Consider the following 17124-nt stretch of genomic DNA (forward strand, 5'->3'; position numbering starts at 1 on the left):
GGAGCTCGGAGCTCGATGCGCGAGGCTTTTTGCTCGGCAGGTGGAGCTCGGAGCTCGACGGGTGAGGCTTTTTGCTCGGCGAGTGGAGCTCAGAGCTCGACGTATGAGGCTTTTTGCTCCGACGCTGGAGTTCGGAACCCGACGTGCGAGGCTTTTCGCTCGACGTGTCGGCTTCGCATGAAAAAAGCCGCTCGGTTGAGCGGCTTTCGGGTTCCGTCGGGAGCGGGGGCTCAGTGCACCACCATCCGCGTGAACGGCTCCACATAGGCCTGCAGGGTAATCATCAGCCCCACCAGGAAGGCGAGCGCCAGCGAGTGGAAGAACACGTAGCGCAGGATGTCGCCCTCGTGGCCGTACCACTTGGTGGCCGTGGACGCCACGACGATGGACTGCGCGTCGATCATCTTGCCCATCACGCCGCCCGAGCTGTTGGCCGCCGACATGAGGATCGGCGACAGGCCAAGCTGCTCGGCCGTGGTCTTCTGCAGGCCGCCGAACAGCACGTTCGATGCCGTATCCGAGCCGGTCAGCGCCACCCCCAGCCAGCCCAGCATCGTGCCGAACAGCGGGTACAGCACGCCCGTGTGGGCGAAGGCCAGGCCCAGCGTGGCGTCCAGACCGGAGTAGCGGGTCAGGTAGCCGATGCCGAACATCGCGCAGATCGTCAGCAGCGAATAGCGCGTCAGCTTGATGGTGTTCCAGTACTCCTTGAGCATGCGCGGCAGCGAGTAGCCCATCAGCAGGCCGCCCACGAGGGCCGACACCAGGATGCCCGTGCCCGCCATCGACAGCACGTTGAAGTTGAACACCGCGCCTTCGGCAATCACCTTGGGCACCACCGGCGGGCCCTTGAGCACCATCTTGTCGAGGCCCGGGATGGCGAATTTGTAGGCCCACAGGCCGTCGGCAAATGCCTTGAACTGCGGCACGCCCCAGATGAAGACAAACACCGTGAGGATCACCCAGGGCAGCCATGCCTGCACGCGCGTGATCTTGCCGTTGGTGGCCGTGGTGGCTTCGCGGGCTTCGGCGGCGGCTTCGGGGTCGACGCGGGAGTTGTCCTCACGGTTGCGCAGGGCGGTCGACGTCCAGATCGTCTTGGGCTTCCACACCTTGAGGAACAGCGTGAGCGTGCCCATCGACACCAGCGCCGCAATCACGTCCACCAGCCACGGGCCGTGGAAGTTCGACACCAGGAACTGCGGAATCGCAAACGACACGCCCGCCACCAGGATCGCCGGCCAGATCTGCAGCATGCCGCGGAAGCCCGCGAACGCCCAGATCAGCCAGAACGGCACCAGCACCGAGAAGAACGGCAACTGGCGGCCGACCATGGCGGAGAGCTGCAGCAAGTCCAGCCCCGTAACGGAAGCCAGCCCGATGAGCGGGGCGCCCAGCGCGCCGTAGGCCACCGGCGCGGTGTTGGCGATGAGTGCCAGGCCAGACGCGGCCAGCGGCGAGAAGCCCAGGCCGATCAGGATGGCGCCCGTGACGGCCACCGGCGTGCCGAAGCCCGCGGCGCCTTCGAAGAACGCGCCAAAGCTGAACGCCACCAGCAGCAGTTGCAGGCGGCGGTCTTCGGTAATGCCGGAAATCGAGCTCTGCAAGACCTTGAATGACCCGTTCAAGGTGGTGAGCCGATGCAGGAAGATGATGTTGAGAACGATCCAGCCAATCGGGAACAGGCCGGAGACGATGCCCAGGCCCGCTGCCTTGCCGGCCATTGCGGTCGGCATGCCGAACACGAACGAGGCGATGCCCACCCCGACAATCAGCGCCAGGCCCGCGGCCAGATGCGCCTGCATATGGAAGAACGCCAGCGAGCACAGCAGCACCGCTACCGGTATCCCGGCTGCGATGGTCGACCACACGGCACTGCCGAGCGGGTCATAGACTTGATTCCACATCTTGATCTCCTCCTGTTTGGGCGTTTCAGTTCTTCTCGATACCGAACGTCTTCTGTCGCCCCTTTTTTAAGGGGCAAACGCGGATTGTAGGAACAAGCGTGTCCGGGTCCCGGCAATATTCTGTCACTTTCGCCCTGAAAAGTATTCATCGGCGCTGGCGCGTGGTATGGCGCGGGGTGCGCAATTGCACCGGGTAAATCCGGGTTGTGGAATCATTGCGCCTGCAGCGCAGCCCACCCAACCCGCACCCACCCCAATTCGCCTTCCATCCATGGCTTCTCTGACGGCCTTCCTGTCTCGCCGCCGCGGCGCCCGTTTGGCTACCGCCGTGCTCACCGCGTTTGCGGCAATGGCAATGCTGTCGCCCGCCGTGCATGGCCAGAATGCGGCAGCGCCAACGCAACCGAATGCAGAAGCGACGCGGCCGCGTATCGGTCTGGTGCTCTCTGGCGGCGGGGCGCGCGGCTATGCGCATATCGGCGTGCTCAAGATGCTGGAGCGCATGCGCATTCCCGTGGACGTGATTGCCGCCACCAGCATGGGCGCCGTGGTGGGCGGCCTGTACGCCAGCGGCATGCGTGCGGACGCGCTGGAGCAGAAGCTCTCGCAGGTGGACCTGAGCGACATCGCCTTCGATCGCAACGATCGGGCCAAGCTGCCGCAGTCGCTGCGCGAGGATGATTTCCAGTATCCGATCGGCCTGTCCGCCGGCTATGGCGACGGCAGGCTCAAGCTGCCCACCGGGCTGGTGCAGGGCAACCGCCTGCTTGCGCTGCTCAAGAACTGGACGGCGCAGTGGCCCGACAACATCGCGTTCTCGCACCTGCAGATTCCCTTCAAGGCCATGGCGACGGATCTGGCCACGGGCGACGGGGTGATTCTCGACCACGGCTCGCTGCCGCTGGCCATGCGCGCCAGCATGGCGGTGCCCGGCCTGTTCGCGCCCATCGAAGTGGGCGGCCGCACGCTGGTGGATGGCGGCCTGGTGAGCAACCTGCCCGTGCAGCTCGCGCGCGACATGGGCGCGGACATCATCATCGCGGTCAACATCGGGTCGGATTTGCAGCGGCCGGAAGATCTGACCTCGCCGGCGGCGGTGACGCAGCAAATGATCACCATCCTCGTCGGCCAGAACGTGCGGGCGCAAAAGGCGCTGCTGCGCGGCAAGGATGTGTTGATCGAGCCGCAGCTCTCGGAGCTTTCATTCACCGATTTCGCCAAGGGCCCGCAGGGTGTGCGGCAGGGGGAGCGCGCGGCGCAGGGCGCGGAGGCGAAGCTCGCGACGTTGTCGCTCTCGCCGCAGGCGTATGCCGCGTACCGCGCTGCCCACGAGCCGCAGGGCACGTTGGTGGCCGGCGCGCGCATCGACGCCATCGATGTGACCACCAGCGGCCGTGTGCCGCCCGCGCGCGTGCGCCAGTTGATCAAGGTGCGCGAAGGCGACGCATATGACGCCGAGGCGCTGAATCGCGAACTGTCGGCGCTGGCCACCACGGGCGACTTCGAAACCGTGACGCAGCAACTGGTGGAACAGAACGGCGTGCATACGCTGAAGATCGACGCCCGTGAAAAGTCCTGGGGCAACCAGTTCTTCCTGTTCGGGCTGGGCATGTCGACCAACTTCGACGGGCGCGGCGCGTTCAACGTCAATCTCGGCCACCGGTATCCGTGGCTCACGCAGAGCGGGCTGGAATGGCGCAATGACATCGTGCTCGGCAGCAACCGGGCGAGCATCCATACCGAATTGCGCCAGCCGCTCTGGCAGGCGCGCGGGTTCTACGTGGCGCCGTATGCCGAGTATTCGCGCCGCCGCTTCGACCTCTACTTTGACGACCAGGCGCCGACCAAGGAGGCCAAGGCGTTCAACAGCATCACCATGGAGACCGCGCGTGCCGGCGTCGACCTCGGCATTCCGCTCGGCCGCAAGGGCGAACTGCGGCTGGGCGTGAACTACATGAGCAAGAGCGCGGCGTTCAACTATCTGGCGTTGACGGACGAAGGGGCGCTGGATCTGCCGACGCTGCGCGCCAAGCAGCCGGCCTTCCGCGCGCAGCTGACGCTGGACCAACTGGATGACCCGCTGTTTCCGCGCAGCGGCTATTACTTCTACAGCAGCGTGGAAGCCGGTTTTGGATCGCTCGACAAGAAGTTCAACACCGCCCAGGCCAAGGGCCTGTGGGCGACGAGCTACGGCCGCCACACGTTCAATGTGGCGCTGGAGGGCGCCGGCCAGTTTGGCGTCAACAGCCCGACGCGGGAAAACGGCGGCAACACGGGCAATGGCGCCAACGAAGGCTTCTTCCTGGGCGGCTTCCAGCACCTTTCGGCGTACGCGCAGGATCAGTTCAACGGCCAGTACATGCTGTACGGCCGCCTGACCTACCTGTACGACCTGCGCATCGACGATCTGCTCGGCCTGCGCGCGCCGGTGTTCGGCGCCAGCGCGGAGGCCGGCAACGTCTGGCAGCTGCGCAACAACTTCGGGCGGGGCCCTTACCTGAAGAGCGGCAGCGTATTCGTTGGCGGCAACAGCCCGATCGGGCCGCTGTACTTTGGTTTTGCGGTGGCGCCGCAGGGCGTGTGGAACGTGTACCTGCAGCTCGGCCGCGTCTTCTGACCTGACGTTCTGAAACCGCAGCAGGCGGCAGCAGGCTTGCGCGCGCGCGGCGGCAATGCGCGCTTCGTAAGGTCTTGATCAGACTGGGAAATCAATCGGTCAGGTCGCGGCGGACGTGCGTGCTAGCCTTCCGCTTCGCTTCGTTCAAGACCTCGGGCGCGGTCGCGCCCAGCCCCCTTTCTCATGATGTTCTCCGTGTTGTTCCGTCGTTACCGTTCGTCCCGGTGGTTGCTGTGCGCGTGCGCGTTGGCTGTGTTGCAGGCGTGCGGCAAGCATGCTGATGAGGCCGCCAGGCCCGCTGGCCCGCCGGAGGTCGAGTTTGCCGTTGCACAGCGCTCCGAGGCGCCGCTGGTGACCGAACTGCCGGGCCGGCTTGAGCCGTATCGCACGGCGGAAGTGCGTGCGCGCGTCGATGGCATCGTCCTCAAGCGCGCCTACGAAGAAGGCCAGGTGGTCAAGGCCGGGCAGGTGCTGTTCCGCATCGACCCGGCGCCGCTCAAGGCGCAGGTGGACGCCGCACAAGGCGCGCTTGCCCGTGCGCAGGCGCAACACGCCATCGCGCGCGACAAGGCTGCGCGCTACAAGGGGCTGGCCGCCACGCGCGCCGTGAGCGAGCTGGAATACGCCGAAGCGCAAGCCGCCGAGCGTCAGGCCGCCGCAGACGTCGTGTCCAGCCGCGCCGCACTGGAAACCGCCCAGCTGCGCCTGGGCTATGCCACCGTCACGGCGCCGATTGCCGGCCGCTCGCGCCGCGCGCAGGTGACCGAAGGTGCGCTGGTCAAGGAAGACGCTGCCACGCCGCTCACCACCGTCGAGCAGATCGACCCGATCTACGTGGACTTCGCACAGCCTGCTGCCGAAGTGCTGGCCTTGCAGCGCGCGCTCAAGAAGGGCGAGGCCGCTGCATTGAGTGGTCAGGACATCGGCGTACAGGTCATCCTGAGCGATGGCGTGGCGTACGAGCGCCCGGGCAAGCTGCTGTTCTCGGATCTGGCGGTGGACCGTGCGACGGACAACGTCTCGATGCGCGCCGTGCTGCCCAACCCCGATGGCCTGCTGCTGCCTGGCATGTACGTGCGCGTGAAGCTTTCGCACGCCGTCCAGCAGGGCGCGGTGACGGTTCCCAAGGGCGCGTTGCAGCGCGACCGCCAGGGAGCATCGGTGTTTGTGGTGCAGGCCGACAATACGCTGGCCGTGCGTCCCGTGGCTGCGCAAACGTTGGCCGGTGACCAATGGCTGGTGACCAGTGGGCTGTCCGGCGGAGAGCGCCTCGCCATTCCGGGCATGCAGACGCTGGAAGCGGGCATGGCGGTCAAGCCGGTGCCCGCAGCACCGCGTGCTGACACCAAGCCGAAGAAGGGCTGACCATGGCGCGCTTCTTTATCGACCGCCCGGTCTTTGCCTGGGTGATTGCGCTGGCCATCATCCTGGCCGGCGTGCTCGCGCTACCCAAACTGCCCGTGGCGCAGTACCCGAACATCGCGCCGCCCAACGTCAGCATCTCGGCCAACTATCCCGGCGCGTCGGCGCGCACGGTGGAGAGTGCCGTCACCGCCATCATCGAGCGCGAGATGAACGGCGCGCCGGGGCTGCTGTACATGTCGTCGTCGTCCGATGCGGCGGGCAATGTGTCGATCAACCTGTCGTTCACCCAGGGCACGAGCCCCGATCTTGCGGCGGTGGAGGTGCAGAACCGGCTGAAGATCGTCGAAGAACGCCTGCCCGAGGTCGTGCGCCGCAACGGCATCCGCATCGAGAAGGCGGCCGAGAACTACATGATGTATCTGTCGCTGACGGCCGAGCGTGGCCGCTTTGACGGCATCGACCTGGGCGACCTCGCTTCGTCAGATTTGATTCCGCAGTTGCGCCGCGTGCCGGGCGTTGGCACCGCGCAGTTGTTCGACGCGGAATACGCCATGCGCATCTGGCCCGATGCCGACAAGTTGACCGCATTGGGCCTGACCGCCGGCGACCTGAGCGACGCCGTGCGCCGCTACAACGCGCGCATCACCGTGGGCGAGATCGGCAGCGGCGCCGTGCCGGGCAGCGCGCCCATCAACGCGAGCGTCACCGGCGACGATGGGCTGACCACGCCGGATGCATTCGGCCAGATCCCGCTGCGTGCGGACGCGCAAGGCCGCATGGTGCTGCTGCGCGATGTGGCGCGCGTGGAGCTGGGCGGCAGCGATTACCTCTACCTCTCGCGCATGAACGGCAAGCCGGCCACGACCATCGGCATCAAGCTCGCCCCTGGCGCCAACGCCGTGGGCGTGGCCAAGCGCGTGCGCGCGGTGCTGGACGAAGCGCAGGCGCATTTCCCGCCCGGCGTGCGCTACGAGGTGGCGTACGACAGCTCGCGCTTTGTCGGCATCGCCATCGAGCAGGTGGTCAAGACGCTGCTCGAAGCCGTGGTGCTGGTGTTCCTGGTGATGATGCTGTTCATGCAGAACCTGCGCGCGACGCTGATCCCGACGCTGGTCGTGCCGATCGCGCTGCTGGGCACGTTTGCGGTGATGCTGCCGATGGGTTTTTCCATCAACGTGCTGACGCTGTTCGGCCTGGTGCTGGCCATCGGCATCCTCGTCGACGATGCGATCGTGGTGGTGGAAAACGTCGAACGCGTGATGCACGAAGATGGGCTCTCGCCGCGCGAGGCGACGGCCAAGGCAATGCGGCAGATCAGCGGGGCCATCGTCGGCATCTCGCTGGTGCTGACGGCGGTGTTCGTGCCGATGGCGTTCTTTGGCGGCGCGGTGGGCAATATCTACCGACAGTTTTCGTTGTCGCTGGCGGTGTCGATGGTGTTTTCGGCATTCCTGGCACTGACGCTTACGCCAGCGCTTTGCGCGACGCTGCTCAAGCCCGTGCAGGCTGGCCACGGTGCCGAGCGCAAGGGCTTCTTCGGCGCATTCAACCGCGGCTTTGCGCGGTTGACGGCGCGCTACCAAGGCGGCGTTGCCAGGCTGCTGAACCGCACGGGCCGCGCGCTGGTGGCGTACGGCGCCGTCGTCGGTGTCGTGGTGCTGCTGTTCACGCAACTGCCGACGGCCTTTCTGCCGGAAGAAGACACCGGCGAGTTCATGACCGTCGTCATGCTGCCGACTGGCGCCACGCAGGCGCAAACGCTCGACGTCGTGCGGCAAGCCGAGCAGCACTTCATGACGCAGGAGCCGGCGGTGGCATCCACGCTGGCCATCACGGGCTTCAGCCTGTACGGCAACGGGCAGAACGCGGCCATGCTGTTCCTGACGCTCAAGGACTGGAAGCAGCGCAAGGGCGCTGACCAGCACGTCGATGCCGTGGTCGAGCGAGCCAACGCAGCGTTCGGCAAGATCAAGGGCGCGATGGTCATGGCGATGAACTCGCCCGCGCTGCCGGAGCTGGGCAGCAAGCCGGGCTTCGACCTGCGTCTGCAGGACCGCGGAGGCGCCGGCTACGAGCGCCTCGCGCAGGCACGCGACCGCATGCTCGCTGAGGCCGCGAAGCATCCCGCGCTGTCGGAAGTCACGTTTGCGGGCCAGGGCGATGCACCGCAGGTGCTGATTGATGTGGACCGCAAGAAGGCGCTGTCGATGGGCGTGTCGATTGATGACATCAACCGCACGCTGGCCGTGATGTTCGGCTCCGATTACGCAGGCGATTTCGTCTATCGCAACCAGGTGCGCCGCGTGATCGTGCAGGCCGACGGCAAGCAGCGCGTCTCGGTCGAGCAGCTTGGCCGCATGCATGTGCGTAATGCCGCAGGGGCCATGGTGCCGCTCTCGGCGTTCACCACGACGAAGTGGATCGTGGGGCCGCTCAAGCTCGACCGCTACAACGGCTTTCCGGCCATGACGATCACCGGCGCGCCCGCGCCGGGTCACAGCTCAGGCGAGGCCATGGCGGCGATGGAGTCGATCGCGCGCGGCCTGCCCGAAGGCTTCGGCTACGAGTGGACGGGGCAGTCGTTCGAGGAGCGGCTGTCGGGTGCGCAGGCGCCGGCGCTGTTTGCGTTGTCGATCCTCGTCGTGTTTCTGTGCCTGGCGGCGCTGTACGAGAGCTGGTCGATTCCGCTGGCGGTCATGCTGGTGGTGCCGCTGGGCGTGTTGGGCGCGCTGCTGGGCGCCACGCTGCGCTTCCTGCCCAACGACATCTACTTCAAGGTCGGGCTGATTGCCACGATTGGCCTGTCGGCCAAGAACGCGATCCTGATCATTGAAGTGGCCAAGGATCTCGTGGCGCAAGGCATGGGCCTGATTGAAGCCACGCTGGAGGCCGCGCGGCTGCGCTTCCGGCCGATCGTGATGACGTCGCTGGCGTTTGCCTTTGGTGTCGTGCCGCTGGCGATTGCGACCGGCGCGGCATCCGCCAGCCAACGCGCCATCGGCACGGGTGTGCTGGGCGGGATCATCGCGGCGACGGTGCTGGCGGTGTTCCTGGTGCCGGTGTTCTTTGTGGTGGTGCGGCGCGTGTTCAAGGGCAGCGAGCGGCAGCGCCGGCTGGACGCGGCGCACGAGCACGAGACTGCGGGGCCGGCGGCCTGATCGGCGTCGTGATCAATCTGCGGCGGCTGGGCTCTTGCGCCTGGCCGCTGCGGGGTCGAAACCGAAAAAGCCGAGGACCTCGGCGGCGACCTGATCGCGATCGTTGTCTACGCAGATCATGTGGTAGCTGTTTTCGAGCACGACGCTGCGCGCATGGGGCAGGGTAGCTTGCAACGTTTCAGCGGAGCGCAGGCTGGTGAGTTCGTCTTCACGGGAGTGGACGACCAGCGTCTGGCACTGCGTCTCGGGCGCGCCAGCCAGCGCCCAGCGTCGCAGCCGATCCACCTGCCGAATGCACGCCAGCGGCACCCACGGGTAGTGGAAGCTGTCGCCGCGCGCGAGCTTCGCCTTGATGATCCGCCGCAATAGCGGGTTCTTGATGCCGAACGGCTCGTCTTCTTCCACGCGCATGCGCGCCGCCATGCCCGGGATGCGATAGACCACGTGGCGCAGATCCCGATACCACGGCGTCGACCAGCCATCGATATGGATCGGCGTGGCGAGCAGCGCCAGCCTGTCGTGCGGGCGTGCAATGCCATGCCGAACCCGGTGCGCCAGCACCAGTGCCAGCAATGCGCCCATGCACATCCCAGCGATATGCACGGCGTCGTGCTCGGCGATGAGCTGCTCATACGTTTGCGTGAGCGTTTCAAGCCAGGCCTCGGCGGGCATGTGGATCAGGTCTTCGGGGCGCGTGCCGTGGCCAGGCAAGGTTGGCACGTGCGTGACCGCGCCGGCGTTGCGCAGCGCTTTCTGCAGCACGCCCACGTCGTAGGCCGTGCCGCCCAGACCATGGATCAGCAGCACAGCCGTGCTGCCGGACGCCAATGCCGTCACAGTGCGGTCTCGACCGACCAGGTACCGGTGACGAGCGCCATGTTGCCCACGGCATCCATCAGCGGGCCACCGGTATCCACCACGGTGTGCAGCGTGCCGTCGCGTGCGGTGATGCGCAGCGTCTGGCGGCGCGCGGGCATGGCGGCCCCGTCGTCCAGCGCGGTTTCTCCGAGCCAACGTGCGCGCAGCGCGTCGCGATCATCCGGATGCACCAGTTGCAGTACGGTCGAGATCGACGCCATGCTCGTCGCGTCGTGTCCGAAGACGAGGACCACGTCGCCGCCCCAGTCGATGCGGCCACTGGCCGGGTCGATGGTGTAGACGAGCTGGCCCGATGTTGCCAACGCCAGTTCGACGCGGTTCTGCCACTGCGCGCTTTGCTCGTGCAGTTGTTCGCGCGTGGTTTTGAGCGCGCTCACCAGCAGCACCAGCAGCGCGGCAATGCCCAGATACAGCTGCGCTTCCAGCAGCGACTGGCCATAGTGGTGATCGAGCACGGCGAACGGGCCGTCGCCCTCGGCGGTTTGCGTCAGCGCCACGAGCGTGAGCAGCAGCACGGCCATGGAGCCGCCGCGGCCGCCCCACAGCAGGGCCACCACCACGGCAAAGAACAACGGGACGTAGGTCAGCGCAAAGCCGATGCCGTCGCCAAACTTGGCATCGCTGTTGCCATCGAAGATGACGTACGCCGACAGCGCCAGCGCAATCGCAGCCGCCAGGCCCAGCAGGAAGTCCGTGCGGTCCGTGCCGCCCGAGCGGAATGCGCGAAAGCGCGACCATGCGGCCAGCACCGGCGTGACGATCAGCACGCCCAGGAAATCCGACGCCGCCCAGATGCGCAGGACGTGCCCGAATGCGCCACCCTGGGACCACGCAAACCATGCCGCCCCGAACAGCGCCCCGAGCAGCGCGCTGACCGCGCCCGCCACCAGCATCGCGCGCACGAAGTACAACCCTTCGAGCGGCACGCGCGCGAGCCTCACCAGGGCCACGGCCAGGGCCGCGCTCCCCGCCTCGTCGAGCACGAACAGCATGGCGTGCGCGGGGTTGGTGTGTTCAATCGCGGCCAGCGCCAGCTGGGCCACGGCAAACGCCGCGCCGAGCCCCGGCCATTCGCGGTAAGGCCGCAGCATGAACGCCGCCATGGTCACGCCTGCCGGCAGCCAGATGTAGCCCGTCATGTCGACCGGGCCATTCAGCCGATGCGACACGATGGCGGCAACCAGGTAAAGCGCGCCCCAGAGGATCGTGGCGACGGTGGTGGAAGGTCGGTTCAATGGCATCCGGGTTTCCCTCGGTGAAAACAAAAAACCGCGCCGGCTTGGGTGCCGTGCGCGGTTGGTGATGCTACCGCAACCGGTTTCGGGCGGGCTTAGACGACAGGCAGCGCCAAGACTTCCCGTGCGGCGCGCCGGTCGCGCAACTCGGCCATCCACCGCTCGAGGTTCGGGCGCGCCGGGCGGTCCATCGGCAGGCCGAGCCAGCGGTGTGTGGCGCAGCCGCAGACGATGTCGGCCATGGTGAAGCGGCGGCCGGCCACGTAGGGCTGCTTGGCCAGCACGGCTTCGAGGACGGCGGTGCTGCGTTCCGCGGCCTGGCGCGAGCGTTCAATGCGTGCAGCGTCGCGCTGGTCTTCCGGCGTACGCACGAGCTGCATGAACGCATCCACCATCGACGGGCTGTACGACGTGGTCTGCCAGTCCATCCAGCGGTCGGCATCCGCGCGCTGGTGAAGCTCGAGCGGGTAGAGATTGCCCGGGCCATAGCGCGCCGAGAGATAACGCACGATGGCGTTGGACTCCCACAGCACGAAGCGCGTATCGCCGGCATCGTTCAGGCCGTCTTCGATGACGGGGATCATCCCGTTGGGGTTCATCGCCTTGAATTCCGGCGTGTCGACGCCGCCGAAGGCGCCGCCGACGTCGATGCGCTCATGGTCCAGCGACAGCTCGCGCGCGCACCAGACCACTTTCTGAACGTTGACCGAAGAGAGTCTTCCCCAGATCCGCAGCATCGACGACGGCTCCTTTCTCGAATGGATGAATGGACAGGTAGGTAATTTAGGCGGCCTTCGGCGTGAGCGCAGCGATTTCTGCACGGATCAGCTCGCCCAGCACGGCAATGCCTTGCTCGATGCGCTCCGGTGCCACCGTCACGAACGCCAGGCGCAGGGTGTTGCGACGCGGCGCATTGGCATAGAACGGTGCACCCGGCACGAACGCCACATTGCGCGCGACGGCCTTTTCCAGCAGCGACATCGTGTCGATGCCTTCCGGCACTTCCACCCAGATGAACATGCCGCCTTCCGGGCGGTTCCAGTGCACGCCGGCCGGCATGTGGCGCGTGAGCGAGTCGAGCATCGCTTCGCATTGCTTGCCGTAGAGGTTCCGGATGCTGGGGATGTGCGTGTCGAGCAGCCCGGTCTTCAGCACCTCGTACGCCACGCGCTGCGTGAAGCTCGGCGTGTGCAGATCCGATGCCTGCTTGGCCTGCACGAGTTTGAAGTGGATATGTTCGGGCGCGATGATGTAGCCCAGGCGCATGCCCGGTGCCAGGATCTTCGAGAACGAGCCCATGTAGACCACGCCGTCCGGATTCAGCGAGCGCAGCGAGGGCAGGGCGTCGCCGGTGTAGCTGAGTTCGCCATACGGGTCGTCTTCAACGAGCAGCACGCCGAGTTCCTTCGCGCGGGCGACCAGGGCTTGGCGGCGGTCCAGCGGCAGGCGGCGGCCGGTCGGGTTCTGGAAGTTCGGGATCGTGTAGAAGAAGCGCGCGCCGGCCGCCAGCTCGGGCGTGAGCGCGTCGGGCAGCAGGCCCTTGTCGTCGGTGGCGATGGACGTATAGGCCGGCTCGAACAGCGAGAACGCCTGCAGTGCGCCGAGGTACGTCGGCGTTTCGACCAGCACCTTGCTTTGCGGGTCGATGAAGATCTTGCCGAGCAGGTCCAGGCCCTGCTGCGAGCCCGTGGTGATCAGCACGCGCGAAGCGGTGGTGCCATGACGCTGGGCGATCCACTCGCGCAGCACCGACAGGCCTTCGGTCGGGGTGTACTGCAGCGAGGCCTGCGGGTTGTCGGCAAACATGCGGGCGCACGCCGCCTGAATCGCTTCGACCGGGAAGGTGACCGGGGCGGGCAGGCCGCCGGCAAACGAAATGACCTCAGGACGTTCGGTGATCTTGAGGATTTCCCGGATCGCCGAGCTGGTGAGTTTCTGAGCGCGGCTGGAGAAGGTACAGGCGGTGTGGTCCATGGTGTGGTCCTAGTGTTGCGGCGCCCACCTCGTGAGCGGGCACCGTGGGTGGGCAAAACGATGAGAATAGCAGGCAACCGGCCCGTCTAACACTGGCCGGCTGCCGGTGGCACAGCAGCAAAAAGCGTCGCTCAGGCGACTTCCGCAATCAGTTCGATCTCGACGCATGCGCCGAACGGAATCTGTGCGACGCCGAAGGCGCTGCGGGCGTGCTTGCCGGCGTCGCCAAACACCTCGACGAACAGTTCGGATGCGCCGTTGGTCACCAGGTGCTGCTCGGTGAACTCCTGGGTGGAGTTGACCAGGCTCATCACCTTGACGATGCGCTTGACGCGGCTGAGATCACCGCCCAGGTGCGTGTTCAGCGTAGCGATCAGGTCGATGGCGATGGCGCGTGCGGCTGACTTGCCTTGCTCGGTGGTCATGTCGGCGCCCAGCTTGCCAACCCACGGCTTGCCGTCTTTCTTGGCGATGTGGCCGGACAGGAAGACCTGGTTGCCGGTTTGCGCGGCCATGACGTAGGCGGCAGCGGGGGCGCCTGCGGCGGGCAGTTCGATGCCGAGTTGCTTGAGCTTGGCCTGAGCGTCGTGCGGGGCGGTCATGAAGACTCCTTGGTAAGTGCGGTCAACAAAAGAGGGAAAACGTTGCTATCGGCGGACCGACGTGCGCCGGCCGATGCCGACCACGGCAATGACGGCCAGCGCAAACAGCACGGTCGGCGCATCGAGCGGTTCGCCCAGCAGCAGCCAGCCGCCGATCAACGTCATGAAAGGTTGCAGCAATTGTATCTGGCCGACCCGCGCAACACCGCCCGCAGCCAGGCCGGAATACCAGAACAGGAAGCCGATGAACATGGAAAAGGCCGACACGTAAGCCAGCCCCATCCAGGCCCTGGACGACGCATGCGCGAGCGCCTCGGCCTGATGTGTGGACGGCAGCCAAGCCAGCGCGCCCACCAGCGGCAGCAGCACAGGCAGGGAGACGACCAGCGCCCAGGCAATCGTCTGCGTGCCGCCCAGTTCGCGCGCGAGCCTGCCGCCGGTCGCATAGCCGAGGGCGCCCGTCACCATGGCGGCGAAGAGGAGCCAATCGGCGCGGTGGAGGGCGCCCGCTCCCTGCAGCAGTGCAAATGAAACAACGAGCACGCTGCCAATGACCGCGCACAGCCAAAACCCGGCAGACGGCCGCTCGCGCCCGAACCACGCGGCAAAGATGGCGGTTGCAAGCGGCAGCAGGCCGGTGATGATGGCGCCATGGGCGGCCGGCACATCGCGCATCGCCAGCGACGAGAACAGCGGAAAGCCGACCACCACGCCCATTGCCGTCACCGCCAGTTGCCACCATTGATTGCCGCGCGGGCGCTTGCCGGCCGAGAACGCGCCCGTGGCCGCCAGCAGCACCAGCGCCAGCACGCTCGCCAGCACCGCCCGCGCCAGCGCCACGAAGGTGGCATCCAGTTCGGCGACGGCCATGCGCGTGAACGGCAGCGTCTGGCTGAAGATGGCCACGCCGATAAAGCCCAGCAGCAGGCCGCGGCGTTCAGCGTGGTCAATGTGTTGCAGGGGCAGGGCGACGGACTTGTTCATGGCGGCGCTCAATCTGCAAACGTCACGGCGACGCGTCGGTTCTGGCGGCTTTTCTTTTCGATCTTGGTGACGACCACGCGACCGATTTCGCCGGTGGCGCGCACGTGGGTGCCGCCGCACGGTTGGCGGTCGATGCCGTCGATGTGGATGATGCGGATGGCGGAGGCGCCCGCCGGCGGTGCCGCCCCGATGGTGCGCACGAGTTCGGGCTGGGCGGCCAGTTCTTCCGGCGTGATCAGGTCGACGCGCACCGGCGTATTGCGGCCGATGAGCTCGTTCAGCTGCGCGGTCAGCGTGTCGCGGTCGAGCGTCGATTCCGGCAGGTCGAAATCGATGCGGCCAGCGTCCGGCGAGATGCCGCAGCCCGTGACCGGCACGGGAATCAGCGAGCCCAGCAGGTGCAGGCACGTATGCAGTCGCATCAGGCGGTGGCGGCGGTCCCAGTCGATGGTGGCCGTGACCGGCGTGCCGGGCGCGAGCAGCGAGACGTCTGCGCTGTCGGCAGGCACATGCAGAACGGTTTGGCGATCGGCGCTGTAGACGGTGTCGGCAATCGCAATGGTCTGCCCGTTGGCCAGGACCAGCGTGCCGGTGTCGCCTGCCTGGCCGCCGCTGCGGGCGTAGAACACCGTGGCGTCCAGTTCAATGCCTTCCGGATGCACGGCGACGACGGTGGCGTCGCAGGTGGCGCGGTAGGCGTCTTCGTCAAAGCGTTTCAACGTGGGCATTGGGGCAGTCTCCGGGTTCGCTGAGGGCGGAATTCTGACCTTGATCCTACCGAACTGCGTCTGTACAGTACCTGTACACTTTGTCGTGGCGCTTTCTGTACAGTTTTCTGCCCGCTTGAAGCCTACCCGTCATGAATTCCACCTCCCCCATCATCAGCCTGGACGCCCGCCGCGCGGCCGCCCGCCCGGCGGCGGAGCAGTTGCCTGACCCCATTCCGTCGGCGCAGATGACGCTGGTGGATCAGCTCACCGAATGGGCGCGCATGCGCATCGACGAGCGCGTGTTTCGTGCCGGCATGCGCATGCCGTCGATCCGGCAGCTGGCGCAGGAAAAGAGCATTTCGCGCTTCACCGTGGTGGAGGCGTACGAGCGGCTGGTGGCGCAGGGGTATCTGGAGTCGCGCCGCGGTTCGGGCTTCTACGTGAAGGAGCGTCAAGCGCTGCTGCCCGAGGAGCCGGTCGCGCCGCCGCCGACTGCTGCACGCAAGATCGACGTGACGTGGCTGCTGCGGAACATGTTCCATTCTGCGGAGCCACGCAAGGCGCCGGGTGTGGGCTTCTTGCCCAACGGGTGGCTGGACGGCGAGCTGATCGCCAACGCGATGCGCTCGCTGGGGCGGCTGAACGGCAACCAATTTCTGTCGCTGGGCACGCCGCAGGGCTTCTTGCCGCTGCGCCAGCAACTGCAAACACGGCTGGCCGAGCTGGAAATCGGCGCGCGACCCGAACAGATCGTGGTGACCTCCGGGATCACCGCTTCACTGGACCTGATTGCGCGTCAGTATGTGCAGCCGGGCGACACGGTGCTCGTGGGCGATCCGGCGTGGTTTCTGATGTTCGGCCGCTTTGCCGCGCAGGGTGCGCAGGTGATCGGCGTGCCCTATACCACCGAGGGGCCGGACTTGGTCGCGCTGGAAGGGTTGGTACAGGCGCGTCGCCCCAAGCTGCTGGTCATCAATTCAATCCTGCACAACCCGACCGGCACGTCGCTCTCGGCTGCCAAGGCATTCCAGCTGTTGCGGTTGGCTGAGCAGTACGGTTTTCTGATCGTTGAAGACGACATTTACGGCGATCTTGCACCGCCCGGTTATCCGGCGACACGCCTTGCAAGCCTGGATCAGTTGCGCCGGGTGATTTACCTGAACAGCTTTTCCAAAACGCTGGCGGTGAATTTGCGCGTGGGTTTCATTGCCTGCCATCCGGAACTGGCCAAGAACCTGACCGATGCCAAGCTGCTGACAGGGTTTGCTACGCCCGAGATCAACGAACGCGTGCTCTACAAGATCCTCACCGAAGGCCAATATCGCAAGCACGTTGAGCGCGTGCGCGGCCGCCTGGACCGTGCGCGCGATGCCGTTCAGCGCAACCTGGAGCGCATGGGCCTGAAGCTGTTTGCGCAGCAAGGCGCGGGCATGTTCCTTTGGGCCGATACCGGCCAGGACACCAACGCCATCGCCCGCGCCGGGCACGAGCAGGGCTATGTGTTTGCGCCGGGGAGCCTGTTCTCGCCGTCCCAGATGCCATCGACGTGGATGCGCTTCAACATCGCGACCAGCGCGGATCCGGACATGCTGCGGTTCCTGGCGGAGCAGCTCGAAAAGGCCTGAAGTGGTTTATGTACGTGGTCGCTTCATCCAACTCCAAGCATGAAATGCCAGGGACGTGGCAGAGCAGA

General features: G+C 66.4%; 12 protein-coding genes. 4 read left to right on the forward strand and 8 right to left on the reverse strand.

Features of this window, described 5'->3' with window-relative positions:
• Window positions 1-230 precede the first annotated feature (230 nt).
• Entirely contained in the window at window positions 231-1907 is a 1677-nt protein-coding gene (locus FUT88_RS05605) for an L-lactate permease (protein ID WP_147214163.1), read from the reverse strand.
• Between the two features lie 271 nt (window positions 1908-2178).
• Here FUT88_RS05605 and FUT88_RS05610 point away from each other — a divergent pair, with 271 nt between their 5' ends.
• The 3 genes from FUT88_RS05610 (at window position 2179) to FUT88_RS05620 (ending at window position 9047) form a co-directional block, all read left to right on the forward strand.
• Window positions 2179-4524 carry a patatin-like phospholipase family protein gene (locus FUT88_RS05610; protein WP_147214164.1) on the forward strand — a complete coding sequence of 782 codons (2346 nt, stop codon included), beginning with the start codon at window positions 2179-2181 and terminating at the stop codon, window positions 4522-4524.
• A 183-nt stretch (window positions 4525-4707) separates the two neighbouring features.
• Window positions 4708-5889: an efflux RND transporter periplasmic adaptor subunit gene (locus FUT88_RS05615; RefSeq protein WP_147214165.1), complete on the forward strand. Its 1182-nt coding sequence runs from the start codon at window positions 4708-4710 to the stop codon at window positions 5887-5889.
• Between the two features lie 2 nt (window positions 5890-5891).
• A complete protein-coding gene (locus FUT88_RS05620) occupies window positions 5892-9047 on the forward strand; it encodes an efflux RND transporter permease subunit (RefSeq protein ID WP_147214166.1) in 3156 nt (1051 codons plus the stop codon).
• A gap of 12 nt (window positions 9048-9059) precedes the next feature.
• Here FUT88_RS05620 and FUT88_RS05625 read toward each other — a convergent pair whose 3' ends face one another.
• The 7 genes from FUT88_RS05625 to FUT88_RS05655 form a co-directional block, all read right to left on the reverse strand.
• A complete protein-coding gene (locus FUT88_RS05625; RefSeq protein WP_147214167.1) occupies window positions 9060-9884 on the reverse strand; it encodes an alpha/beta hydrolase in 825 nt (274 codons plus the stop codon).
• Window positions 9881-11167 carry an MASE1 domain-containing protein gene (locus FUT88_RS05630; protein ID WP_147214168.1) on the reverse strand — a complete coding sequence of 429 codons (1287 nt, stop codon included), beginning with the start codon at window positions 11165-11167 and terminating at the stop codon, window positions 9881-9883. Before FUT88_RS05630 ends, FUT88_RS05625 begins: the two co-directional genes overlap by 4 nt.
• An 89-nt stretch (window positions 11168-11256) precedes the next feature.
• A complete protein-coding gene (locus FUT88_RS05635; RefSeq protein WP_147214169.1) occupies window positions 11257-11898 on the reverse strand; it encodes a glutathione S-transferase family protein in 642 nt (213 codons plus the stop codon).
• Between the two features lie 46 nt (window positions 11899-11944).
• On the reverse strand, window positions 11945-13135 hold the full coding sequence (locus FUT88_RS05640) for a PLP-dependent aminotransferase family protein (RefSeq protein ID WP_147214170.1): 1191 nt from the start codon (window positions 13133-13135) through the stop codon (window positions 11945-11947).
• A gap of 131 nt (window positions 13136-13266) precedes the next feature.
• On the reverse strand, window positions 13267-13737 hold the full coding sequence (locus tag FUT88_RS05645; RefSeq protein WP_147214171.1) for a RidA family protein: 471 nt from the start codon (window positions 13735-13737) through the stop codon (window positions 13267-13269).
• 45 nt (window positions 13738-13782) lie between these two features.
• Window positions 13783-14721 carry a DMT family transporter gene (locus FUT88_RS05650; RefSeq protein WP_147214172.1) on the reverse strand — a complete coding sequence of 313 codons (939 nt, stop codon included), beginning with the start codon at window positions 14719-14721 and terminating at the stop codon, window positions 13783-13785.
• 8 nt (window positions 14722-14729) lie between these two features.
• Window positions 14730-15449: an alanyl-tRNA editing protein gene (locus tag FUT88_RS05655; protein ID WP_147214173.1), complete on the reverse strand. Its 720-nt coding sequence runs from the start codon at window positions 15447-15449 to the stop codon at window positions 14730-14732.
• A gap of 131 nt (window positions 15450-15580) precedes the next feature.
• On the opposite strand from FUT88_RS05655, the gene FUT88_RS05660 reads away from it, so the two are divergent.
• Window positions 15581-17056 carry a PLP-dependent aminotransferase family protein gene (locus tag FUT88_RS05660; protein WP_147214174.1) on the forward strand — a complete coding sequence of 492 codons (1476 nt, stop codon included), beginning with the start codon at window positions 15581-15583 and terminating at the stop codon, window positions 17054-17056.
• The last annotated feature ends 68 nt before the right edge of the window (window positions 17057-17124 follow it).

Origin of the sequence: Ralstonia sp. TCR112, assembly GCF_007997035.1 — a bacterium.
Lineage (GTDB): Bacteria > Pseudomonadota > Gammaproteobacteria > Burkholderiales > Burkholderiaceae > Ralstonia > Ralstonia edaphi.